The sequence below is a fragment of the Pseudomonas sp. LS2P72 genome (genome assembly GCF_054897865.1).
Genome location: NZ_CM142708.1, coordinates 510435 through 526578 on the forward strand (window position 1 = coordinate 510435; position 16144 = coordinate 526578).

Genomic DNA, 16144 nt, shown 5'->3' on the forward strand with positions numbered 1-16144 from the left:
TATGGAATGCCGCGATCACATGAAGCGCAAGAATATTCTTTTCATCATGGCCGATCAGATGGCTGCGCCAATGTTGCCGTTCTACGGCCCTTCGCCCATCAAACTGCCGAATCTCAGCCGCCTCGCCGCCGATGGCGTGGTGTTCGACGCCGCGTACTGCAACAGCCCACTGTGCGCGCCGTCGCGTTTTACCCTGGTCAGCGGTCAGTTGCCGAGCAAGATCGGCGCCTACGACAACGCGGCCGATTTCCCCGCCGATGTACCGACTTATGCCCACTACCTGCGTCGACTCGGCTACCGCACCGCACTGTCGGGCAAGATGCATTTCTGCGGCCCGGATCAACTGCACGGCTATGAAGAACGCCTGACCAGCGACATCTACCCGGCCGATTACGGCTGGTCTGTGAACTGGGACGAGCCAGACGTGCGTCCAACCTGGTTTCACAACATGTCTTCAGTGCTGCAAGCCGGGCCGTGCGTGCGCACCAATCAGCTGGATTTCGACGAAGAGGTGGTGTTCAAGGCCCAGCAGTACTTGTTCGATCACATCCGTGAGGACGGCGACCAGCCGTTCTGCCTCACCGTTTCGATGACTCACCCACACGACCCGTACACCATTCCCAAGGCTTTCTGGGATATGTACGACGACGCCGACATCCCGTTGCCTAAAACCCCGGCGCAGACCGAACTTGATCCGCATTCCCAGCGTTTGCTCAAGGTTTACGACCTATGGGACAAACCGTTGCCTGTGGATAAGATTCGCGATGCGCGCCGGGCGTACTTCGGTGCGTGCAGCTATATCGACAGCAACGTCGGCAAACTCCTGCAAACACTCGAGGAAACCGGTCTGATCGATGACACCATCATCGTTTTCTCCGGCGACCACGGCGACATGCTCGGCGAGCGTGGGCTCTGGTACAAAATGCACTGGTACGAAATGGCCGCCCGCGTGCCGTTGTTGATCAGTGCGCCGGGGCAATTCGGGGCAGGCCGGGTCAGCGCGGCGGTCTCGACTGCCGATCTGTTGCCAACCTTCGTCGAACTGGCCGGCGGGTCACTGGAGCCTGGATTGCCGCTGGATGGCCGCTCACTGGTCTCGCACCTGCAAGGGCAGGGCGGTCATGACGAGGTCTTCGGCGAGTACATGGCTGAAGGCACCATCAGCCCGCTGATGATGATTCGTCGCGGCGCCTACAAATTCATCTACAGCGAAGACGACCCTTGCCTACTCTTCGATGTAAACAACGACCCACGCGAACTGGAAGAACTCAGCCAATCGCCACAACATCGGCCGCTTTTCGATGAATTTCTCGCTGAAGCCCGGACCAAATGGGATATCCCGGCGATTCATCAACAAGTGCTCGCCAGCCAACGGCGCCGACGTTTTGTCGCCGAGGCGTTAACCCTCGGCAAGCTGAAGAGTTGGGATCACCAGCCCCTGGTGGACGCCAGTCAGCAATACATGCGCAACCACATCGACCTCGACGATCTGGAGCGTAAAGCACGTTATCCACAACCCTGCCAAAACCAATAATGTTAAGGGGAATGCCATGCGTAGGTTATCCACAGTAATGACGGTCGGGCTTCTGGCTCTGGGCAGTGCATCGGCGTATGCCGATCAGAGTTGCGAGACGGTGAAAATGGCCGACCCTGGCTGGAGCGACATCGCCGCGACCAACGCCATCACCGGGTTTCTGCTGGACGGCATGGGCTACAAGGCCAAGATCGACACCCTGGCGGTGCCGATCACCTTTGGCGGCTTGAAAGATGGCCAGGTCGACGTGTTTCTCGGTAACTGGATGCCGGCGCAACAGGGCTTCTACGACAAGTTCGTGGCCACCGGCGATGTCACGCAACTGGCGAAGAACCTCGACGGCACAGAATTCACCCTCGCGGTCCCCGATTATGTCTGGGACGCGGGTGTGCATAACTTTTCCGACCTGAACAAATACGCCGACAAGTTCGACAAAAAGATCTACGGCATCGGCTCCGGTGCTCCCGCCAACCTCTCCTTGCAGGAAATCATCAAGAAGAACGACTTCGACATGGGCCAGTGGAAACTGGTCGAGTCCAGCGAACAGGCCATGCTGGCCGAAGTGTCTCGCGCGGTGAAAAAACAGAAGTTCGTGACCTTCCTCGGCTGGACCCCACATCCGATGAACGTGCAACTGAAAATGCATTACCTCAAGGGCGGCGAGAAGTACTTCGGCGACACCGGTAGCGTTTACACCCTGACCCGCAAAGGTTATGCACAGGCCTGCCCGAACGTCGGCAAACTGCTGACCAACCTGAGTTTCACCCAGGACATGGAGAACAGCATCATGGCCGAGGTGGTGAACAAGAAGGTCAGCAATGCTGAGGCGGCCAAGGCGTGGATCAAGGCTAATCCGGCGGTGCTGGATAAGTGGCTGGATGGGGTGAAGACAGTGGATGGGAAGGATGCGTTGGGGGCGGTGAAGGCGAAGCTTTGATCGAGTAGTGCTGGATTCTCTGTCTGGCTCAGGATCGACCCCTCACCCCAACCCTCTCCCCATAGGGGAGAGGGGGAAAGGGAGCAGATCTCCGGTGTTTTTCAGACCTGAGTTCGACTCGATATTTCAGGTCGATGTAGCTCGAAAAAACACCTCGGTCAGTCCCCTCTACCCCTTGGGGAGAGGGTTAGGGTGAGGGGTGGATTCATCTGACACCCCTCACACCCTGCTACCCTTGCGCAAAATCTCACCCGAGAGGACCCATGGCCTTCCCAAGCCGCCATTCGCTCTTCCCCTTCCTCAGCTGGATGCCCCGGCAGACCCGCGCCAGCGTCGGGCGTGACCTGATCGTCGGCCTCAGCGGCGCGATTCTCGCGTTGCCGCAATCCATTGCCTACGCGCTGATCGCCGGTCTCCCACCTGAATACGGTCTGTATGCGGCGATTATCCCGGTGCTGATCGCCTGTCTGTGGGGTTCTTCGTGGCACTTGATCTGCGGTCCTACGGCGGCGATTTCTATTGTCTTGTACGCCAGCGTCAGTCCTCTGGCCGTTCCGGCGTCAGAGGACTACGTCACCCTGATCCTGTTGCTGACACTGCTTGCCGGGATTTTTCAGTGGCTGCTCGGTTTGCTGCGCTTCGGCGCCTTGGTGAATTTCGTCTCGCACTCGGTGGTGCTGGGTTTCACCCTCGGCGCGGCGGTGGTGATCGCCATCGGCCAACTGCCAAATCTATTGGGGCTGGACGTGCCCAACCAGGCAACAGCGCTGAACAGCTTGATGATGCTGTTCAGTCATCTTGGCGAAGTGGATAAACCGTCGTTCATGCTGGGCCTGGCGACGGTCGTGGTGGGCGTGATCCTGAAATTGCTCCTGCCGCGCTGGCCGACGCTATTGATCACCCTGGTGCTGAGCGGATTGCTGGTCTGGCTCTGGCCATCGATGTTCGGTCATGTGAAGTTGGTCAGCGCGTTTGTCGGGCGGCTGCCGCCCTTCAGTCCGTTGCCGCTGGATCTGGACCTGATTCTGCGTTTGTTACCCAGCGCGGTGGCGGTGGGCATGCTCGGGCTGGTCACCAGTCTGTCGATTGCCCGATCCTTGTCGGCCCGCTCACAACAGTTACTCGACGCCAACCAAGAGGTCCGTGCCCAGGGTTTATCGAACATGGTCGGCGCGTTTTTTTCCGGATCGCTGTCAGCCGGTTCCTTCACCCGCTCGGGCCTGAGCTACGAAGCGGGTGCCTGCTCGCCGATGGCTGGCGTTTTTTCGGCGGTATGGGTGGCGCTGTTCGCCATCTTCGGCGCGAATTTGATCGCGCACATTCCGATCCCGGCCATGGCCGGCAGCATTCTGTTGATTGCCTGGGGGCTGGTGGATCATCGCGGCATTCGCGCGTTGTTGCGGGTCAGCCGCGCCGAGTTCCTGGTCATGGCGCTGACCTGTGTCGCCACGCTGCTGCTGGAATTGCAGACCGCGATCTACGCCGGGGTGCTGGCTTCGCTGTTCTTCTACCTCAAACGCACTTCGCAACCGCGAGTCCAGCATTGGCAGGATGGGGATGAAGACATTCTGCGGGTTGGCGGTTCGATCTTTTTTGGCGCCAGCCATTACCTGCAAGTACGCCTGCAACGGATGCACGGCGCGCGCGTGGTGATCGAAGCGCAGCAGATCAACTTCATCGACTATTCAGGCGTGGAGATGCTGCACCAGGAAGCGCGACGGCTGCTGCGCCAGGATCGAAGCCTGACCCTGCGGCGCGCGCGGCCGCAGGTCGTGGAAGAATTGAGGAAGCTGGAAGGGGCGGAGAAATGCCCGATCCGGTTTGAGGACTGAACACACACCCTGTAGGAGCATGGCTTGCCCGCGATTGAGGCGCCGCGGCGTATCAGGCACACCGCGTAATCGTTTATCGCGGGCAAGTCGGGTCGCCGCACCGCTTGCTCCTACAGGGCCAATTGGCGGCGAAGTTCGGCCAGCACCGGCGCGGTGTCCGGCCGCACACCGCGCCACAGGAAGAAGGCTTCTGCCGCTTGTTCGGCGAGCATCCCCAAGCCATCCATCGACACCGCCGCGCCCTGTTCACTGGCCCAACGGCAGAACGAGGTCGGCTCCTTGCCGTACATCATGTCGTAGCAAACCGTCTTGCCCGGCTCGATCAAACTGCTGGCAATCGGCGGTACATCCCCTGACAGACTGGCGGACGTCGCGTTGATGATCAGGTCAACCGACTCCTTCAGCCAATCAAAACCACTGGCCGACACGGGTCCCAGGTCCGCGAACAATTCCGCCAACAGTTCGGCTTTTTCCACCGTGCGGTTGGCGATGACCACCGAGGCGGGTTGCTCGGCCAGCAACGGCTCCAGCGCACCGCGCACTGCGCCGCCAGCACCGAGCAGCAGGATGCGTTTGCCCTTGAGGCTGAAACCGGCGTTGACCGTCAGGTCCCGCACCAGTCCGGCGCCATCGGTGTTGTCGCCCAGCAGGCTGCCATCAGCGAGTTTGCTCAGGGTGTTCACCGCACCAGCCCGCTGCGCCCGCGCCGTCAGACTGTTCGCCAGACGATAGGCCTCTTCCTTGAACGGCACCGTCACATTCGCCCCGCGACCTTCGAGGAAAAACGTCCGGGCGCAGGTGGAAAAATCGTCGAGGGGCGCCAGCAACGTGCTGTAGTCCAGCTTCTGAGCCGTCTGCTCGGCGAACAGACGGTGGATCAGCGGCGACTTGCTGTGGCCAATCGGGTTACCGAATACGACATAACGGTCCATCAGGATTCCTCGTTCAGGCCTTGGCCAACCAATCGCGGTCTTGCAGGAAGTACTCGGTCAGCCGTGCTTCTTCGCTGCCCGGCTCGGCTTTCCAGTCGTAGCTCCAGCGTACTTGCGGTGGCAGGGACATCAGGATCGACTCGGTACGCCCGCCCGATTGCAGACCGAACAGCGTGCCGCGGTCGTAGACCAGATTGAATTCAACGTAGCGCCCACGGCGGAATTCCTGGAACTCACGCTGTTTGGCGGTAAACGCATCGTTTTTGCGGCGCTGCACGATCGGCAGGTAGGCGTCGATGAACGCGTCACCGATGGCGCGCATGAAAGCGAAGCTGGTGTCGAAGTCCCACTCGTTCAAATCATCGAAGAACAGACCGCCAATGCCGCGCGGCTCGTGGCGATGCTTGATGTGGAAATAGCTGTCGCACCAAGCCTTGTAGCGCGGGTAAACATCCGGACCGAACGGCGCGCAGGCCTGCTCGGCGACGCGGTGCCAATGCACGCAGTCTTCTTCATTGCCGTAATAAGGCGTCAGGTCAAAGCCACCGCCAAACCACCAGACCGGTTCTTCGCCTTCTTTTTCAGCGATGAAAAAGCGCACGTTGGCGTGGGACGTCGGCACATGCGGGTTGTGCGGGTGAATAACCAGAGAGACGCCCAGCGCTTCGAAGCCACGGCCGGCCAGTTCTGGCCGATGGGCGCTGGCGGAGGGTGGAAGACCGCTGCCGAAGACGTGGGAAAAGTTGACGCCGCCCTTTTCAATGACCGTGCCATTTTCGATCACCCGGGTGCGACCGCCACCACCGGCGGGCCGGGTCCAGGCGTCTTCGACGAACTGCGTGCCGCCGTCTTCAGCTTCGAGGGCCGCGCAAATGCGGTCTTGCAGGTCGAGCAGGTAGGCTTTCACGGCCTCGGTGCGGGTTGTCATGTCATCACCTTGAATCGGGCAAAGCTACGCGGCGCTTAATGGCCGGCGGCAAATTGCTGCGTAGGATAACACTGCACCTTGCCCCGTCGCAGTTGACGAAGATCAAGCATGGGAGTTCGATAGGGAGCTTCGCGCTACAAATCCAGTAGCCAAGACCTAAGGAGAGTTCTGATGGCTAAGCGTATCCAGTTCCGCGCCCATGGCGGCCCCGAAGTGCTCGAGTATGTCGATTACCAACCCGCCGAGCCCGGCCCGCAACAGGTTCGCGTGACCAACAAGGCCATCGGCCTGAACTTCATCGACACCTATTACCGCAGCGGTCTCTATGCGCCGCCAGCCCTGCCATCGGGCCTGGGCTCGGAAGGCGCGGGCGTGGTCGAGGCGGTGGGCAGTGACGTCACCCGGTTCAAAGTGGGTGATCGCGTGGCGTACGGCAGCGGTCCGTTGGGCGCCTACAGCGACGTTCACGTGTTGCCGGAGGCCAATCTGGTGCATCTGCCGGACGCGATCAGCTTCGAACAGGCTGCCGGCGTAATGCTCAAGGGCCTGACCGTTCAATACCTGCTGCGTCAGACCTATGAACTCAAGGGTGGCGAAACCATCCTCTTTCACGCTGCGGCCGGTGGCGTCGGCTCCCTGGCCTGCCAGTGGGCCAAGGCCTTGGGCGTGAAGTTGATCGGCACGGTCAGCTCACCGGAGAAAGCCGCACTGGCCAAGGCCAACGGTGCTTGGGCGACCATCGATTACAGCCATGAAAACGTCGCACAGCGCGTACTGGAATTGACTGAGGGGAAAAAAGTCCCGGTGGTGTATGACGGCGTGGGCAAGGACACCTGGCTGACTTCGCTTGATAGCGTGGCGCCTCGCGGTCTGGTGGTGAGCTTTGGCAATGCATCAGGTGCGGTAGACGGGGTGAACCTGGGAATTCTCTCGGCGAAGGGTTCGCTGTACGTGACCCGGCCGACCCTGGCGACCTACGCCAATAACGCCGAGAACCTGCAGCGTATGGCGGATGAGCTGTTCGAGATGATCATCAGCGGCAAGCTGAAAGTGGACATCAGCCAGAAATATCCATTGGCCGAAGCGGCGAAGGCGCAGACCGAGTTGTCGGCTCGGCGTACGACTGGCTCGACTGTTTTGTTGCCTTGAGGACGCCATCGCGGGCAAGCCTTGCTCCTACAGGTCTGAGTCGTGCACGCGTTATGTGTACGGCGCGGACCTGTAGGAGCAAGGCTTGCCCGCGATGAACGATGACGCGGTCCTAATCCGGGCGCACAACGTGGCCGGTCGCGAGATCCCGGATAACGCTCGGATTCTTGCGCCCACCCAGATTCCCGCCCAACACGTAATCCACCTGCCCACGGAAATATTGCTCCACGCGAATCCGTGTGCGAGCCGCCGGCCGGCCCTGTGGATTGGCCGAGGTCGACACCAGCGGCCCGACCAACGCGCACAAATCCCGCACCAGCGGATGATCGCTAACCCGCAGCGCCACCGTTTCATGCACGCCGGTAATCCACTGCGGCAACAAATTCTGATGCGGCACCAACCAGGTGTTCGGCCCCGGCCAGGTGCTGGCCATGCGATCCATCCACAGTTCCGGGAAGTCTTCGAACAGGAAGTCGAACTGACGAATGTTGTCTGCGACCAGAATCAGGCCCTTTTCAGCAGACCGGCCCTTGATCGTCAACAGACGATAAACCGCCTCTTCGTCCCACGGATCGCAACCCAGGCCCCAGACCGCTTCGGTTGGATAGGCAATCACTGCCCCTGCGCGAACGGCTTGTGCGGCTTGTTGCACACGCCAATTGTTGACCATGAAAAACTCTCCGGAATAAGGCTCTGCGCAGTTTACCGATCTTCCTTATAAAACCTAGCTCACCCGCGCAAACCAGCGCCCGCTTTCGCAGACCGCCCGGCCGTCCATTTCCAGCTCTGTCAGCGCTGCCAGCACTTTTGGCAAGGCCCAGCCGCTGGTGACGGACAACGCTTCACTGGTGTGCGGCGCGGCATGCAGCAGCATGAGCAACGGATGTGTCACCGCTGGTGTCTCTGTGGATAACGGCAACCGTTGCCAGCCACGCAAGGCTTCGAAGATATGCTCGATGGTTTCTACCAGCACCGCGCCGTCGCGGATCAGTTGATGACAACCCTTTGCGCCCGGGTGGTGGATCGACCCTGGAATCGCATATACCTCACGGCCCTGTTCCGCCGCCAGCCTCGCGGTGATCAACGAACCGCTGGCGACGCTCGCCTCGACCACCAGCACGCCCAGGGATAAACCGCTGATGATTCGATTGCGCCGGGGGAAGTTGCTGGCGGTCGGCCCGGCGTCCAGCGGGAACTCCGAAAGCACCGCGCTGCCCGAGGCGATCATGGCGTCTGCCAGCCGTCGATTGCGCTGTGGATAAAACTTTTCAAGTCCCGTGCCAAGTACACCAACCGTTCGCCCGCCCACGTCCAGAGCGGCTTGATGCGCGGCGGCATCAATGCCCAGCGCCAAACCGCTGGTAATGACAAAACCGGCGCCGGCCAGACTGCGGGAAAAAGCAGCGGCGGTGTCCATGCCCGGCCGCGAAGCGCGACGGCTGCCGACCATCGCCAACTGCGGTTTTTCCAGAATGCCTGGATCGCCCGCCACGAATAACAGCGGCGGCGCATCACTGATTTCCGCCAGCAGTGCCGGGTAGTCAGGTTGGTCCCACATCAGTAAATGCTGGCCCGGACGCTCTAACCAGGCCAATGCATGGCTCGCGCCATCACGGATTTCACTGGAGCGCCTGGCCTCCGCGCAAGCGAGGGGCAAACCCAACGAACGCCAGGCACTTGCCGGCGCGCTGATAGCCTTGGACGCTGAGCCGAAGGCCTCAAGCAATTTCTTGAACCGCGCAGGGCCGAGTTCCGGCAGGCGATGCAAACGTAAACGAGCTTCCAGTTCCGCAGGGGAAACCGGTGCAAAAGCAGACAGCGACATGGATCATCCTTGATCGTTATGAGCCCCGTTCAAACGGGAATAAGCTGTGGATAACTCTGTTGGTAACTTGTGGAGCCTGTTAAGGATTTCGCACCTTGTCCAGCACCGCCAGGGAGCGTGATGCATAGAGCACCAGCCCGTAGCTGAGCTTGTCGTAAGTGCGGAAAACCATCAGTAAACCGGCGCGCTCATCCGGGATTTTCAGTGGCTGGCCAGTGATCCGGTCACGCACGGTTTCGCCGGTTTTCATCACCACCAACACGTTGCCTTCGGCCAGGCCATCGCGCTTCCCCTTGTTCAGCGTGACCACATCCAGCGCGCCAATTTGGGTAACCCCGCGCGGCACGTCGATGATCAACCCGTTGATCTCGGTTTTTGGCGCACTGGGCATGAAGGTCGAGTTGATCGAGCGCTCTTCACCGCTGAACAAGCGGTCGCCGAGGCGGACTTCCTGAGTGGTGCGTTGCAGCGCCAGGGTGGCGACGTCGCCTTCGGTGGCCACAATCTCGCCGCCGCCGATGTCGTCGGCATTGATCCCCAAAAATTCTTTACTGACAGGATCGGTGTAGACCTTGCCCTGACGGAAGATGCCGTAAACCGGCTGAGCCGGGTCGAAGTGGCCGCGAGCGAAGATTCGGTCACCGGTGCCACTGAGCACGCGTTCGGCATCACCGGCGACGATATAAGGCGCCTTGTCGAAGTCCTCGACCTTGTCGATGATGCGGTTGCTCAGCAAAAAGCTGTTGATCGATTGCAGCGGAATGCTCGGGATAGCATCGGCAACCGGGCTGCTGCGGATGCGTGGCGACAGCTTGATGGTGCCCCTGGAAGCGCCGCGGTTGAGGGTCAGGCGTGGCTGCCCGTTGACGTAGACCAGCGACAGCGAGTCGCCGGGGTAGATGAGATTGGGGTTTTCGATCTGTGGATTGGCCTGCCAGAGCTCCGGCCATTTCCACGGTTCACGAAGGTATTTCCCCGATATGTCCCAAAGTGTGTCACCGGATACCACGGTGTATTGCTGTGGAAAACCTTCCTTGAGTTGCACTTGCCCGTGCGCCAAACCGGCCGAGGCCAGAAGGAGCAAGGCGAGTAGTGATTTCCTCATGCGGTGAATCCCTTTATTATGTGCATTCGCGTAGAACGCCAGAGCCCTCGTGGCTCGCTCCCGACTCTTTACCAAAAAGAACAGGAAGCTACGTTTTACAACGGTAGCCTGCATCTTCGGACCCGCCAGGCCATCGACCCGACATTACCTCACATGTGCAGCAATTGAGCTTATGGCCATTTTAGACATCCTCGAATTTCCCGACTCGCGCCTGCGCACTATCGCCAAACCAGTGGCCGTAGTGGACGACGAAGTGCGTCAGTTGGTCGATGACATGTTTGAAACAATGTATGAAGCGCCAGGCATCGGCCTCGCCGCGACCCAGGTCAACGTGCACAAACGTATCGTCGTGATGGACCTCTCCGAAGACCGCAGCGAACCACGGGTGTTCATCAACCCCGAGTTCGAAACCCTGACCGACGAGATGGAGCAATATCAGGAAGGCTGCCTCTCGGTACCGGGCTTCTACGAAAACGTCGATCGCCCACAGAAGGTCAAGATCAAGGCCCTGGACCGCGACGGCCAGCCTTACGAACTGATCGCCGAAGGCCTGCTCGCCGTGTGCATCCAGCATGAATGCGACCACCTGAATGGCAAATTGTTCGTTGACTACCTGTCCAGTCTCAAACGCGACCGAATCAAGAAGAAACTGGAAAAGCTCCATCGCCAGAACGCTTGATGCCCTCCTTTCAAAGGCTTGCTGCGGCAAGCCTTTTTCTTTTGCGAGACCTTTTGAATGACTGAGCCACTGCGCATCGTCTTTGCCGGCACCCCGGAATTCGCCGCCGAACACCTCAAGGCCCTGCTCGACAGCCCTTACGAGATCGTCGCGGTCTACACCCAACCGGACCGTCCGGCGGGTCGCGGGCAAAAACTGATGCCAAGCCCGGTCAAGCAGCTGGCTCTGGAAAACAACATTCCTGTGTTGCAACCGCCAACCCTGCGCAACGAAGACGCTCAGGCTGAACTGGCCGCGCTCAAGCCGGACTTGCTGGTGGTGGTCGCCTACGGCCTGATCCTGCCGCAAGTGGTGCTGGATATTCCACGCCTGGGCTGCATCAACAGCCACGCCTCCTTGCTGCCACGCTGGCGCGGTGCGGCGCCGATCCAGCGTGCCGTTGAAGCGGGCGACAGCGAAAGCGGCGTCACCGTCATGCGCATGGAGCTGGGCCTCGACACCGGGCCGATGCTGCTGAAAGTCACTACGCCGATCACCGGTGAAGACACCGGTGGCAGCCTCCACGACCGTCTGGCGGAAATGGGCCCGCCAGCGGTGATTCAGGCGATTGCCGGCCTCGCCGCCGGCACGCTGGAAGGCGAAGTGCAGGACGACAGCCTCGCCACTTATGCTCACAAATTGAACAAGGACGAAGCGCGCATCGACTGGAGCCGTCCGGCGGTTGAGTTGGAACGGCTGGTCCGCGCCTTCAATCCATGGCCTATCTGCCACAGCACGCTGAACGGCGAAGCGCTGAAAGTCCTGGCCGCGAGCCTCGCCGAAGGGCAGGGCGCACCGGGGGAAATCCTCAGCGCCAGCAAGGACGGTTTGATCGTCGCCTCCGGTGGGCAAGCCTTGTGTCTGACTCGTCTGCAATTGCCCGGCGGCAAGGCGCTGAACTTCAGTGACTTGTTCAACAGCCGTCGTGAGAAATTCGCCGTCGGCACCGTCCTCGGTCAAGCGGCGGACGCTCAATGAATCCACGTCTGGCCGCCGCCAAGGCACTCGCCGCTGTTCTTAACGGAAAAGCCTCACTCAACAGCTCCCTGCCGACGCAAATGGACAAGGTCGAAGACCGCGACCGCGGCTTCACCCAAGACCTGGCGTTCGGCACCGCGCGCTGGCAGCCGCGTTTGTCGGCGCTGGCGGCCAAGTTGCTGCAGAAACCGTTCAAGGCAGCCGACGCCGATGTCGAAGCGCTGTTGCTGGTCGGTCTCTACCAGTTGCTCTACACCCGGGTTCCGGCCCATGCCGCCATCGGTGAAACCGTGGGTTGCGCCGACAAGCTGAAAAAGCCTTGGGCCAAGGCCTTGCTCAACGCCGTGTTGCGCCGCGCCCAGCGTGAAAGCGAAGCGCTGCTGGCCGAGCTGGAACACGATCCGGTGGTGCGCACCGCTCACCCGCGTTGGCTGCAAAAATCCCTGAAAGCCTTCTGGCCTGAACAATGGGAATCCATCTGTGCGGCAAACAACGCGCATCCGCCGATGATCTTGCGGGTCAACCGTCTTCATCACAGCCGCGATGCTTACCTCGGGTTGCTGACCGACGCCGGCATTGCCGCCACGCCATGTGTTTACAGTCAGGATGGCATTATTCTCGACGCCGCCGCCGACGTGCGCAGCCTGCCGGGTTTCGCCGAAGGCTGGATCAGCGTGCAGGACGAAGCCGCGCAACTGGCCGCCAATCTGCTCGACCTGGCCCCGGGCCAACGGGTGCTGGACGCCTGCTGCGCACCGGGCGGCAAGACTTGCCACATCCTTGAAGCCGAGCCGGCACTTGCCGGCGTGGTGGCAGTGGACCTGGAAGCCAAGCGTCTGGTGCGAGTGCGGGAAAACCTCGCACGCCTGGGCCTGAGCGCCGAACTGATCGCCGCCGACGGCCGCGACACCGCGACTTGGTGGGATGGCAAGCCGTTCCAGCGCATTCTGCTGGACGCGCCATGCTCGGCCACCGGTGTGATTCGTCGTCACCCGGACATCAAGCTGACTCGCCAACCCGATGACATCGCCGCACTCGCGGTTCTCCAGGGCGAACTGCTCGATGCCATGTGGATAACTTTGGAGGTCGGCGGCATCCTGCTTTACGCCACCTGCTCGACGCTGCCGACCGAGAACACTGAAGTGATCGAAGCCTTCCTCGCTCGCACGCCGGGCGCCCGTGAACTGGACCTCGCCACTCAAGCAGGTATCAAGCAACCTCACGGTCGCCAATTGCTGGTCCAGGAAGGCGGCCATGACGGGTTCTACTACGCCAAGCTGATCAAGATCGCCGCCGCGCGCGGTTAACCGGTTTTAAAGGAGTGACTGGATGAAAATCATCATCCTCGGCGCAGGGCAAGTCGGCGGCTCGCTGGCAGAACACTTGGCCAGCGAGGCCAACGACATCACCGTGGTCGACACCGACAGCGAACGCCTGCGTGACCTCGGCGATCGGCTGGACATCCGCACCGTGCAAGGCCGCGGCTCACTGCCGACGGTGCTGCGTCAGGCCGGCGCGGACGACGCCGACATGCTGGTGGCGGTGACCAACAGCGACGAAACCAACATGGTGGCCTGCCAGGTTGCCCACACCCTGTTCCACACGCCGACCAAAATCGCCCGGGTTCGCGAAGCCGCCTACCTGACTCGCTCCGAGCTGTTCGACAACGAAGCGATTCCGGTGGACGTGCTGATCAGCCCGGAGCAAGTGGTCACCAATTACATCAAGCGCCTGATCCAGCACCCGGGCGCGTTGCAGGTGATCGACTTCGCCGAAGGCAAAGCGCAATTGGTGGCGGTCAAGGCGTACTACGGCGGCCCGCTGGTGGGTCAGCAACTGCGACAGTTGCGTGAGCACATGCCGAATGTCGAAACCCGTGTCGCGGCGATTTTCCGTCGTGATCGGCCGATCCTGCCGCAGGGCGATACGGTGATCGAGGCGGACGACGAAGTCTTTTTCATCGCCGCCAAGGCGAATATTCGCGCCGTGATGAGCGAAATGCGCCGTCTCGATGAAAGCTACAAGCGCATCGTCATCGCGGGCGGCGGGCAGATCGGTGAACGTCTGGCCGAGGCCATCGAAAGCCGCTATCAGGTGAAGATCATCGAGATGAACCCGGCGCGCTGCCGTCATCTCTCGGACACCCTCGACAGCACCGTGGTGTTGCAGGGCAGTGCCTCCGACCGCGACTTGCTGATGGAAGAGAACATCGCCGACGCTGACCTTTTCCTGGCACTGACCAACGACGACGAAGCCAACATCATGTCGTCGCTGCTGGCCAAGCGCCTGGGCGCGAAGAAGGTGATGACCATCATCAATAACCCGGCCTATGTCGACCTGATCCAGGGCGGCGACATCGACATCGCCATCAGCCCGCAATTGGCAACCATCGGCACCTTGCTGGCGCATGTGCGTCGCGGCGATATCGTCAGCGTGCATTCATTGCGCCGAGGCGCAGCCGAAGCCATCGAGGCGATCGCCCACGGTGATGAGAGGTCGAGTAAGGTCATCGGCAAGTCCATTGAGAACATCGGCTTGCCGCCGGGCACCACCATCGGCGCAATCATCCGTGACGAAGAGGTGATCATTGCCCACGACAACACGGTGATCGCGGCGGGTGACCATGTGATTCTGTTCCTTGTGGATAAGAAGCATATTCGGGATGTGGAAAAGCTGTTCCATGTGGGACTCAGTTTCTTCTGATCCAGGTCCTGTTGTGACGCGGAAGGCCTCATCGCGGACAAGCCTTGCTCCTACAGGATTTTTTGTCGTTCGGATGTTATGTGTACGGCGCGGCCCCGTAGGAGCAAGGCTTGCCCGCGATGGCGATCTGGAAACCACCCATCACTCACAGGAAATACCGATGCTCGAATCCCTGGAAAAAATGCTCGCCAAGGGTGTGGATAACTCATTGCTGCGCTTCGGCCTGGGCAAGGGTTATCTGGATCTTGGGGAATACGCCAAGGCCGCCGAACATTTCCAGCGTTGCGTCGAATTTGATCCGAAGTATTCAGCCGCCTGGAAGCTATTGGGCAAGGCCCATCTGGGGCTGAAGGATTTCGCATCCGCACGTCAGGCGTGGGAACAGGGCCTGGAAGCCGCTCGCGCCCATGGCGACAAGCAGGCCGAAAAGGAAATGACGGTATTTCTGAAGAAGCTTGAGCGTCAGATCTGACACAAAACACTGTGGGAGCGAGCCTGCTCGCGATAGCGGCGGGTCAGCCAATATTGATGTTGAATGTACCGCCCTCATCGCGAGCAGGCTCGCTCCCACAAGGGACCAAAGCGTTAGATCATCCTGTGTCTCAGTACCAGCGTTCTTCACCCGGCGGACGCTTCTTGAAGCGCTTCATGCTCCACATATACTGGCTCGGATACGCCCGCACATAGCGCTCGACCACTTGGCTCATGGCTGCGCAGGACGTTTCGGTATCGGTGCTGTACATGGCCTCTGGCGCGGCTTCGAGGATCACTTTGTAACCCGAACCGTCCGGCAGACGTAGCGCATGCAGGAACACGCCGACCGCTTTGCCGCCAGCGAGCATGTTCGGTACAAATTTGCTGGTCAGGGCCTGGGTGGCGAAGAACGGCACGAAGATTCCGGCGGATTCGGACGGTTCCGGGTCGGCGGGAATGCCCACTGCACCCCCTTTGCGCACTTCCTTGATGACGCTGAGGATGCCTTCCTTGGTGGAAGCAGCTACCCGATTGCCCAATTGCACCCGTTGCTTGCGCAGCAAATCATCCACAGCCTTCAACTTCGGCGGGCGATAGAAAATGATCGGTTTGCACTGGTTGCAATAGAAGTGGTTCAACACTTCCCAATTGCCCAGGTGACTGGTGATGCCGACGACACCTTTGCCGGAGGCGAGGGCGTCCTTTAATACGTCGAGACCTTCGACTTCACGCACCAGATCGATGGAGCGCTGGGCCGGCCAGATCCAGGCGCAGGCGCTTTCGGTCAGGGACTTGCCGATGTCTTTGAGGCTCTGGCCTACCAGACGCTCACGCTCAGCCGGGTCCATGTCCGGGAAACACTTGGCGAGGTTGATCCGCACCACATCGCGGGAACGGTTGGGGGTTTTCCACATGACCCAGCCGATGGCCGAGCCCACTGCCTGCACTGCCCGCCACGGAAGCAGGGCAAACAACCGCAGAGCGCCTACCAGCAAGGCGCCTTTAAACTTATCCACAGGTCACTCCTGA

At 60.5% G+C, this 16144-nt stretch carries 15 protein-coding genes; 9 read left to right on the top strand and 6 right to left on the bottom strand.

The genetic code is table 11. The features are described from left to right. The first annotated feature begins 19 nt into the window (after positions 1-19). The 3 genes from betC (at position 20) to ACYZUA_RS02275 (ending at position 4303) form a co-directional block, all read left to right on the top strand. On the top strand, positions 20-1534 hold the full coding sequence (gene betC, locus ACYZUA_RS02265; RefSeq protein WP_461961925.1) for a choline-sulfatase: 1515 nt from the start codon (positions 20-22) through the stop codon (positions 1532-1534). Between the two features lie 16 nt (positions 1535-1550). Beyond that, positions 1551-2471 (top strand): choline ABC transporter substrate-binding protein, encoded by a 921-nt coding sequence (gene choX, locus ACYZUA_RS02270; RefSeq protein ID WP_461961926.1) that lies wholly within the window; start codon positions 1551-1553, stop codon positions 2469-2471. Positions 2472-2734: 263 nt separating this feature from the next. Further along, positions 2735-4303 carry a SulP family inorganic anion transporter gene (locus ACYZUA_RS02275; RefSeq protein WP_461961927.1) on the top strand — a complete coding sequence of 523 codons (1569 nt, stop codon included), beginning with the start codon at positions 2735-2737 and terminating at the stop codon, positions 4301-4303. A 110-nt stretch (positions 4304-4413) separates the two neighbouring features. On the opposite strand, the gene aroE is transcribed toward ACYZUA_RS02275, so the two are convergent. Further along, the gene (aroE, locus tag ACYZUA_RS02280) at positions 4414-5235 is read right to left on the bottom strand and encodes a shikimate dehydrogenase (protein WP_461961928.1); all 822 of its coding nucleotides are present in this window, start codon (positions 5233-5235) and stop codon (positions 4414-4416) included. Between the two features lie 13 nt (positions 5236-5248). Beyond that, positions 5249-6163 (bottom strand): oxygen-dependent coproporphyrinogen oxidase, encoded by a 915-nt coding sequence (hemF, locus tag ACYZUA_RS02285; protein WP_461961929.1) that lies wholly within the window; start codon positions 6161-6163, stop codon positions 5249-5251. Between the two features lie 171 nt (positions 6164-6334). Between hemF and ACYZUA_RS02290 the strand changes: the two genes are divergently transcribed. Continuing rightward, the gene (locus ACYZUA_RS02290; protein ID WP_461961930.1) at positions 6335-7312 is read left to right on the top strand and encodes an NADPH:quinone reductase; all 978 of its coding nucleotides are present in this window, start codon (positions 6335-6337) and stop codon (positions 7310-7312) included. Between the two features lie 112 nt (positions 7313-7424). On the opposite strand, the gene ACYZUA_RS02295 is transcribed toward ACYZUA_RS02290, so the two are convergent. The 3 genes from ACYZUA_RS02295 to ACYZUA_RS02305 form a co-directional block, all read right to left on the bottom strand. Then, positions 7425-7982 (bottom strand): L-threonylcarbamoyladenylate synthase, encoded by a 558-nt coding sequence (locus ACYZUA_RS02295; RefSeq protein ID WP_461961931.1) that lies wholly within the window; start codon positions 7980-7982, stop codon positions 7425-7427. 54 nt (positions 7983-8036) lie between these two features. Further along, on the bottom strand, positions 8037-9137 hold the full coding sequence (dprA, locus tag ACYZUA_RS02300; protein ID WP_461961932.1) for a DNA-processing protein DprA: 1101 nt from the start codon (positions 9135-9137) through the stop codon (positions 8037-8039). A 79-nt stretch (positions 9138-9216) separates the two neighbouring features. After that, the gene (locus ACYZUA_RS02305; RefSeq protein ID WP_461961933.1) at positions 9217-10242 is read right to left on the bottom strand and encodes a LysM peptidoglycan-binding domain-containing protein; all 1026 of its coding nucleotides are present in this window, start codon (positions 10240-10242) and stop codon (positions 9217-9219) included. Between the two features lie 172 nt (positions 10243-10414). Here ACYZUA_RS02305 and def point away from each other — a divergent pair, with 172 nt between their 5' ends. The 5 genes from def to ACYZUA_RS02330 all read left to right on the top strand — a co-directional run bounded on the left by def (position 10415) and on the right by ACYZUA_RS02330 (position 15113). Beyond that, the gene (gene def / locus ACYZUA_RS02310; protein ID WP_027926190.1) at positions 10415-10921 is read left to right on the top strand and encodes a peptide deformylase; all 507 of its coding nucleotides are present in this window, start codon (positions 10415-10417) and stop codon (positions 10919-10921) included. A gap of 57 nt (positions 10922-10978) precedes the next feature. Continuing rightward, the gene (gene fmt / locus ACYZUA_RS02315) at positions 10979-11938 is read left to right on the top strand and encodes a methionyl-tRNA formyltransferase (protein WP_461961934.1); all 960 of its coding nucleotides are present in this window, start codon (positions 10979-10981) and stop codon (positions 11936-11938) included. Next, positions 11935-13245: a 16S rRNA (cytosine(967)-C(5))-methyltransferase RsmB gene (gene rsmB, locus ACYZUA_RS02320; protein ID WP_461961935.1), complete on the top strand. Its 1311-nt coding sequence runs from the start codon at positions 11935-11937 to the stop codon at positions 13243-13245. The genes fmt and rsmB overlap by 4 nt, the downstream gene beginning before the upstream one ends. 22 nt (positions 13246-13267) lie before the next feature. After that, positions 13268-14641 carry a Trk system potassium transporter TrkA gene (gene trkA / locus ACYZUA_RS02325; protein ID WP_461961936.1) on the top strand — a complete coding sequence of 458 codons (1374 nt, stop codon included), beginning with the start codon at positions 13268-13270 and terminating at the stop codon, positions 14639-14641. A 160-nt stretch (positions 14642-14801) separates the two neighbouring features. Next, the gene (locus ACYZUA_RS02330; protein WP_461961937.1) at positions 14802-15113 is read left to right on the top strand and encodes a tetratricopeptide repeat protein; all 312 of its coding nucleotides are present in this window, start codon (positions 14802-14804) and stop codon (positions 15111-15113) included. A 130-nt stretch (positions 15114-15243) separates the two neighbouring features. Here the strand turns inward: ACYZUA_RS02330 and ACYZUA_RS02335 are convergent, their stop codons facing one another. After that, positions 15244-16131: a lysophospholipid acyltransferase gene (locus ACYZUA_RS02335; RefSeq protein WP_309677107.1), complete on the bottom strand. Its 888-nt coding sequence runs from the start codon at positions 16129-16131 to the stop codon at positions 15244-15246. Between the last annotated feature and the right edge of the window lie 13 nt (positions 16132-16144).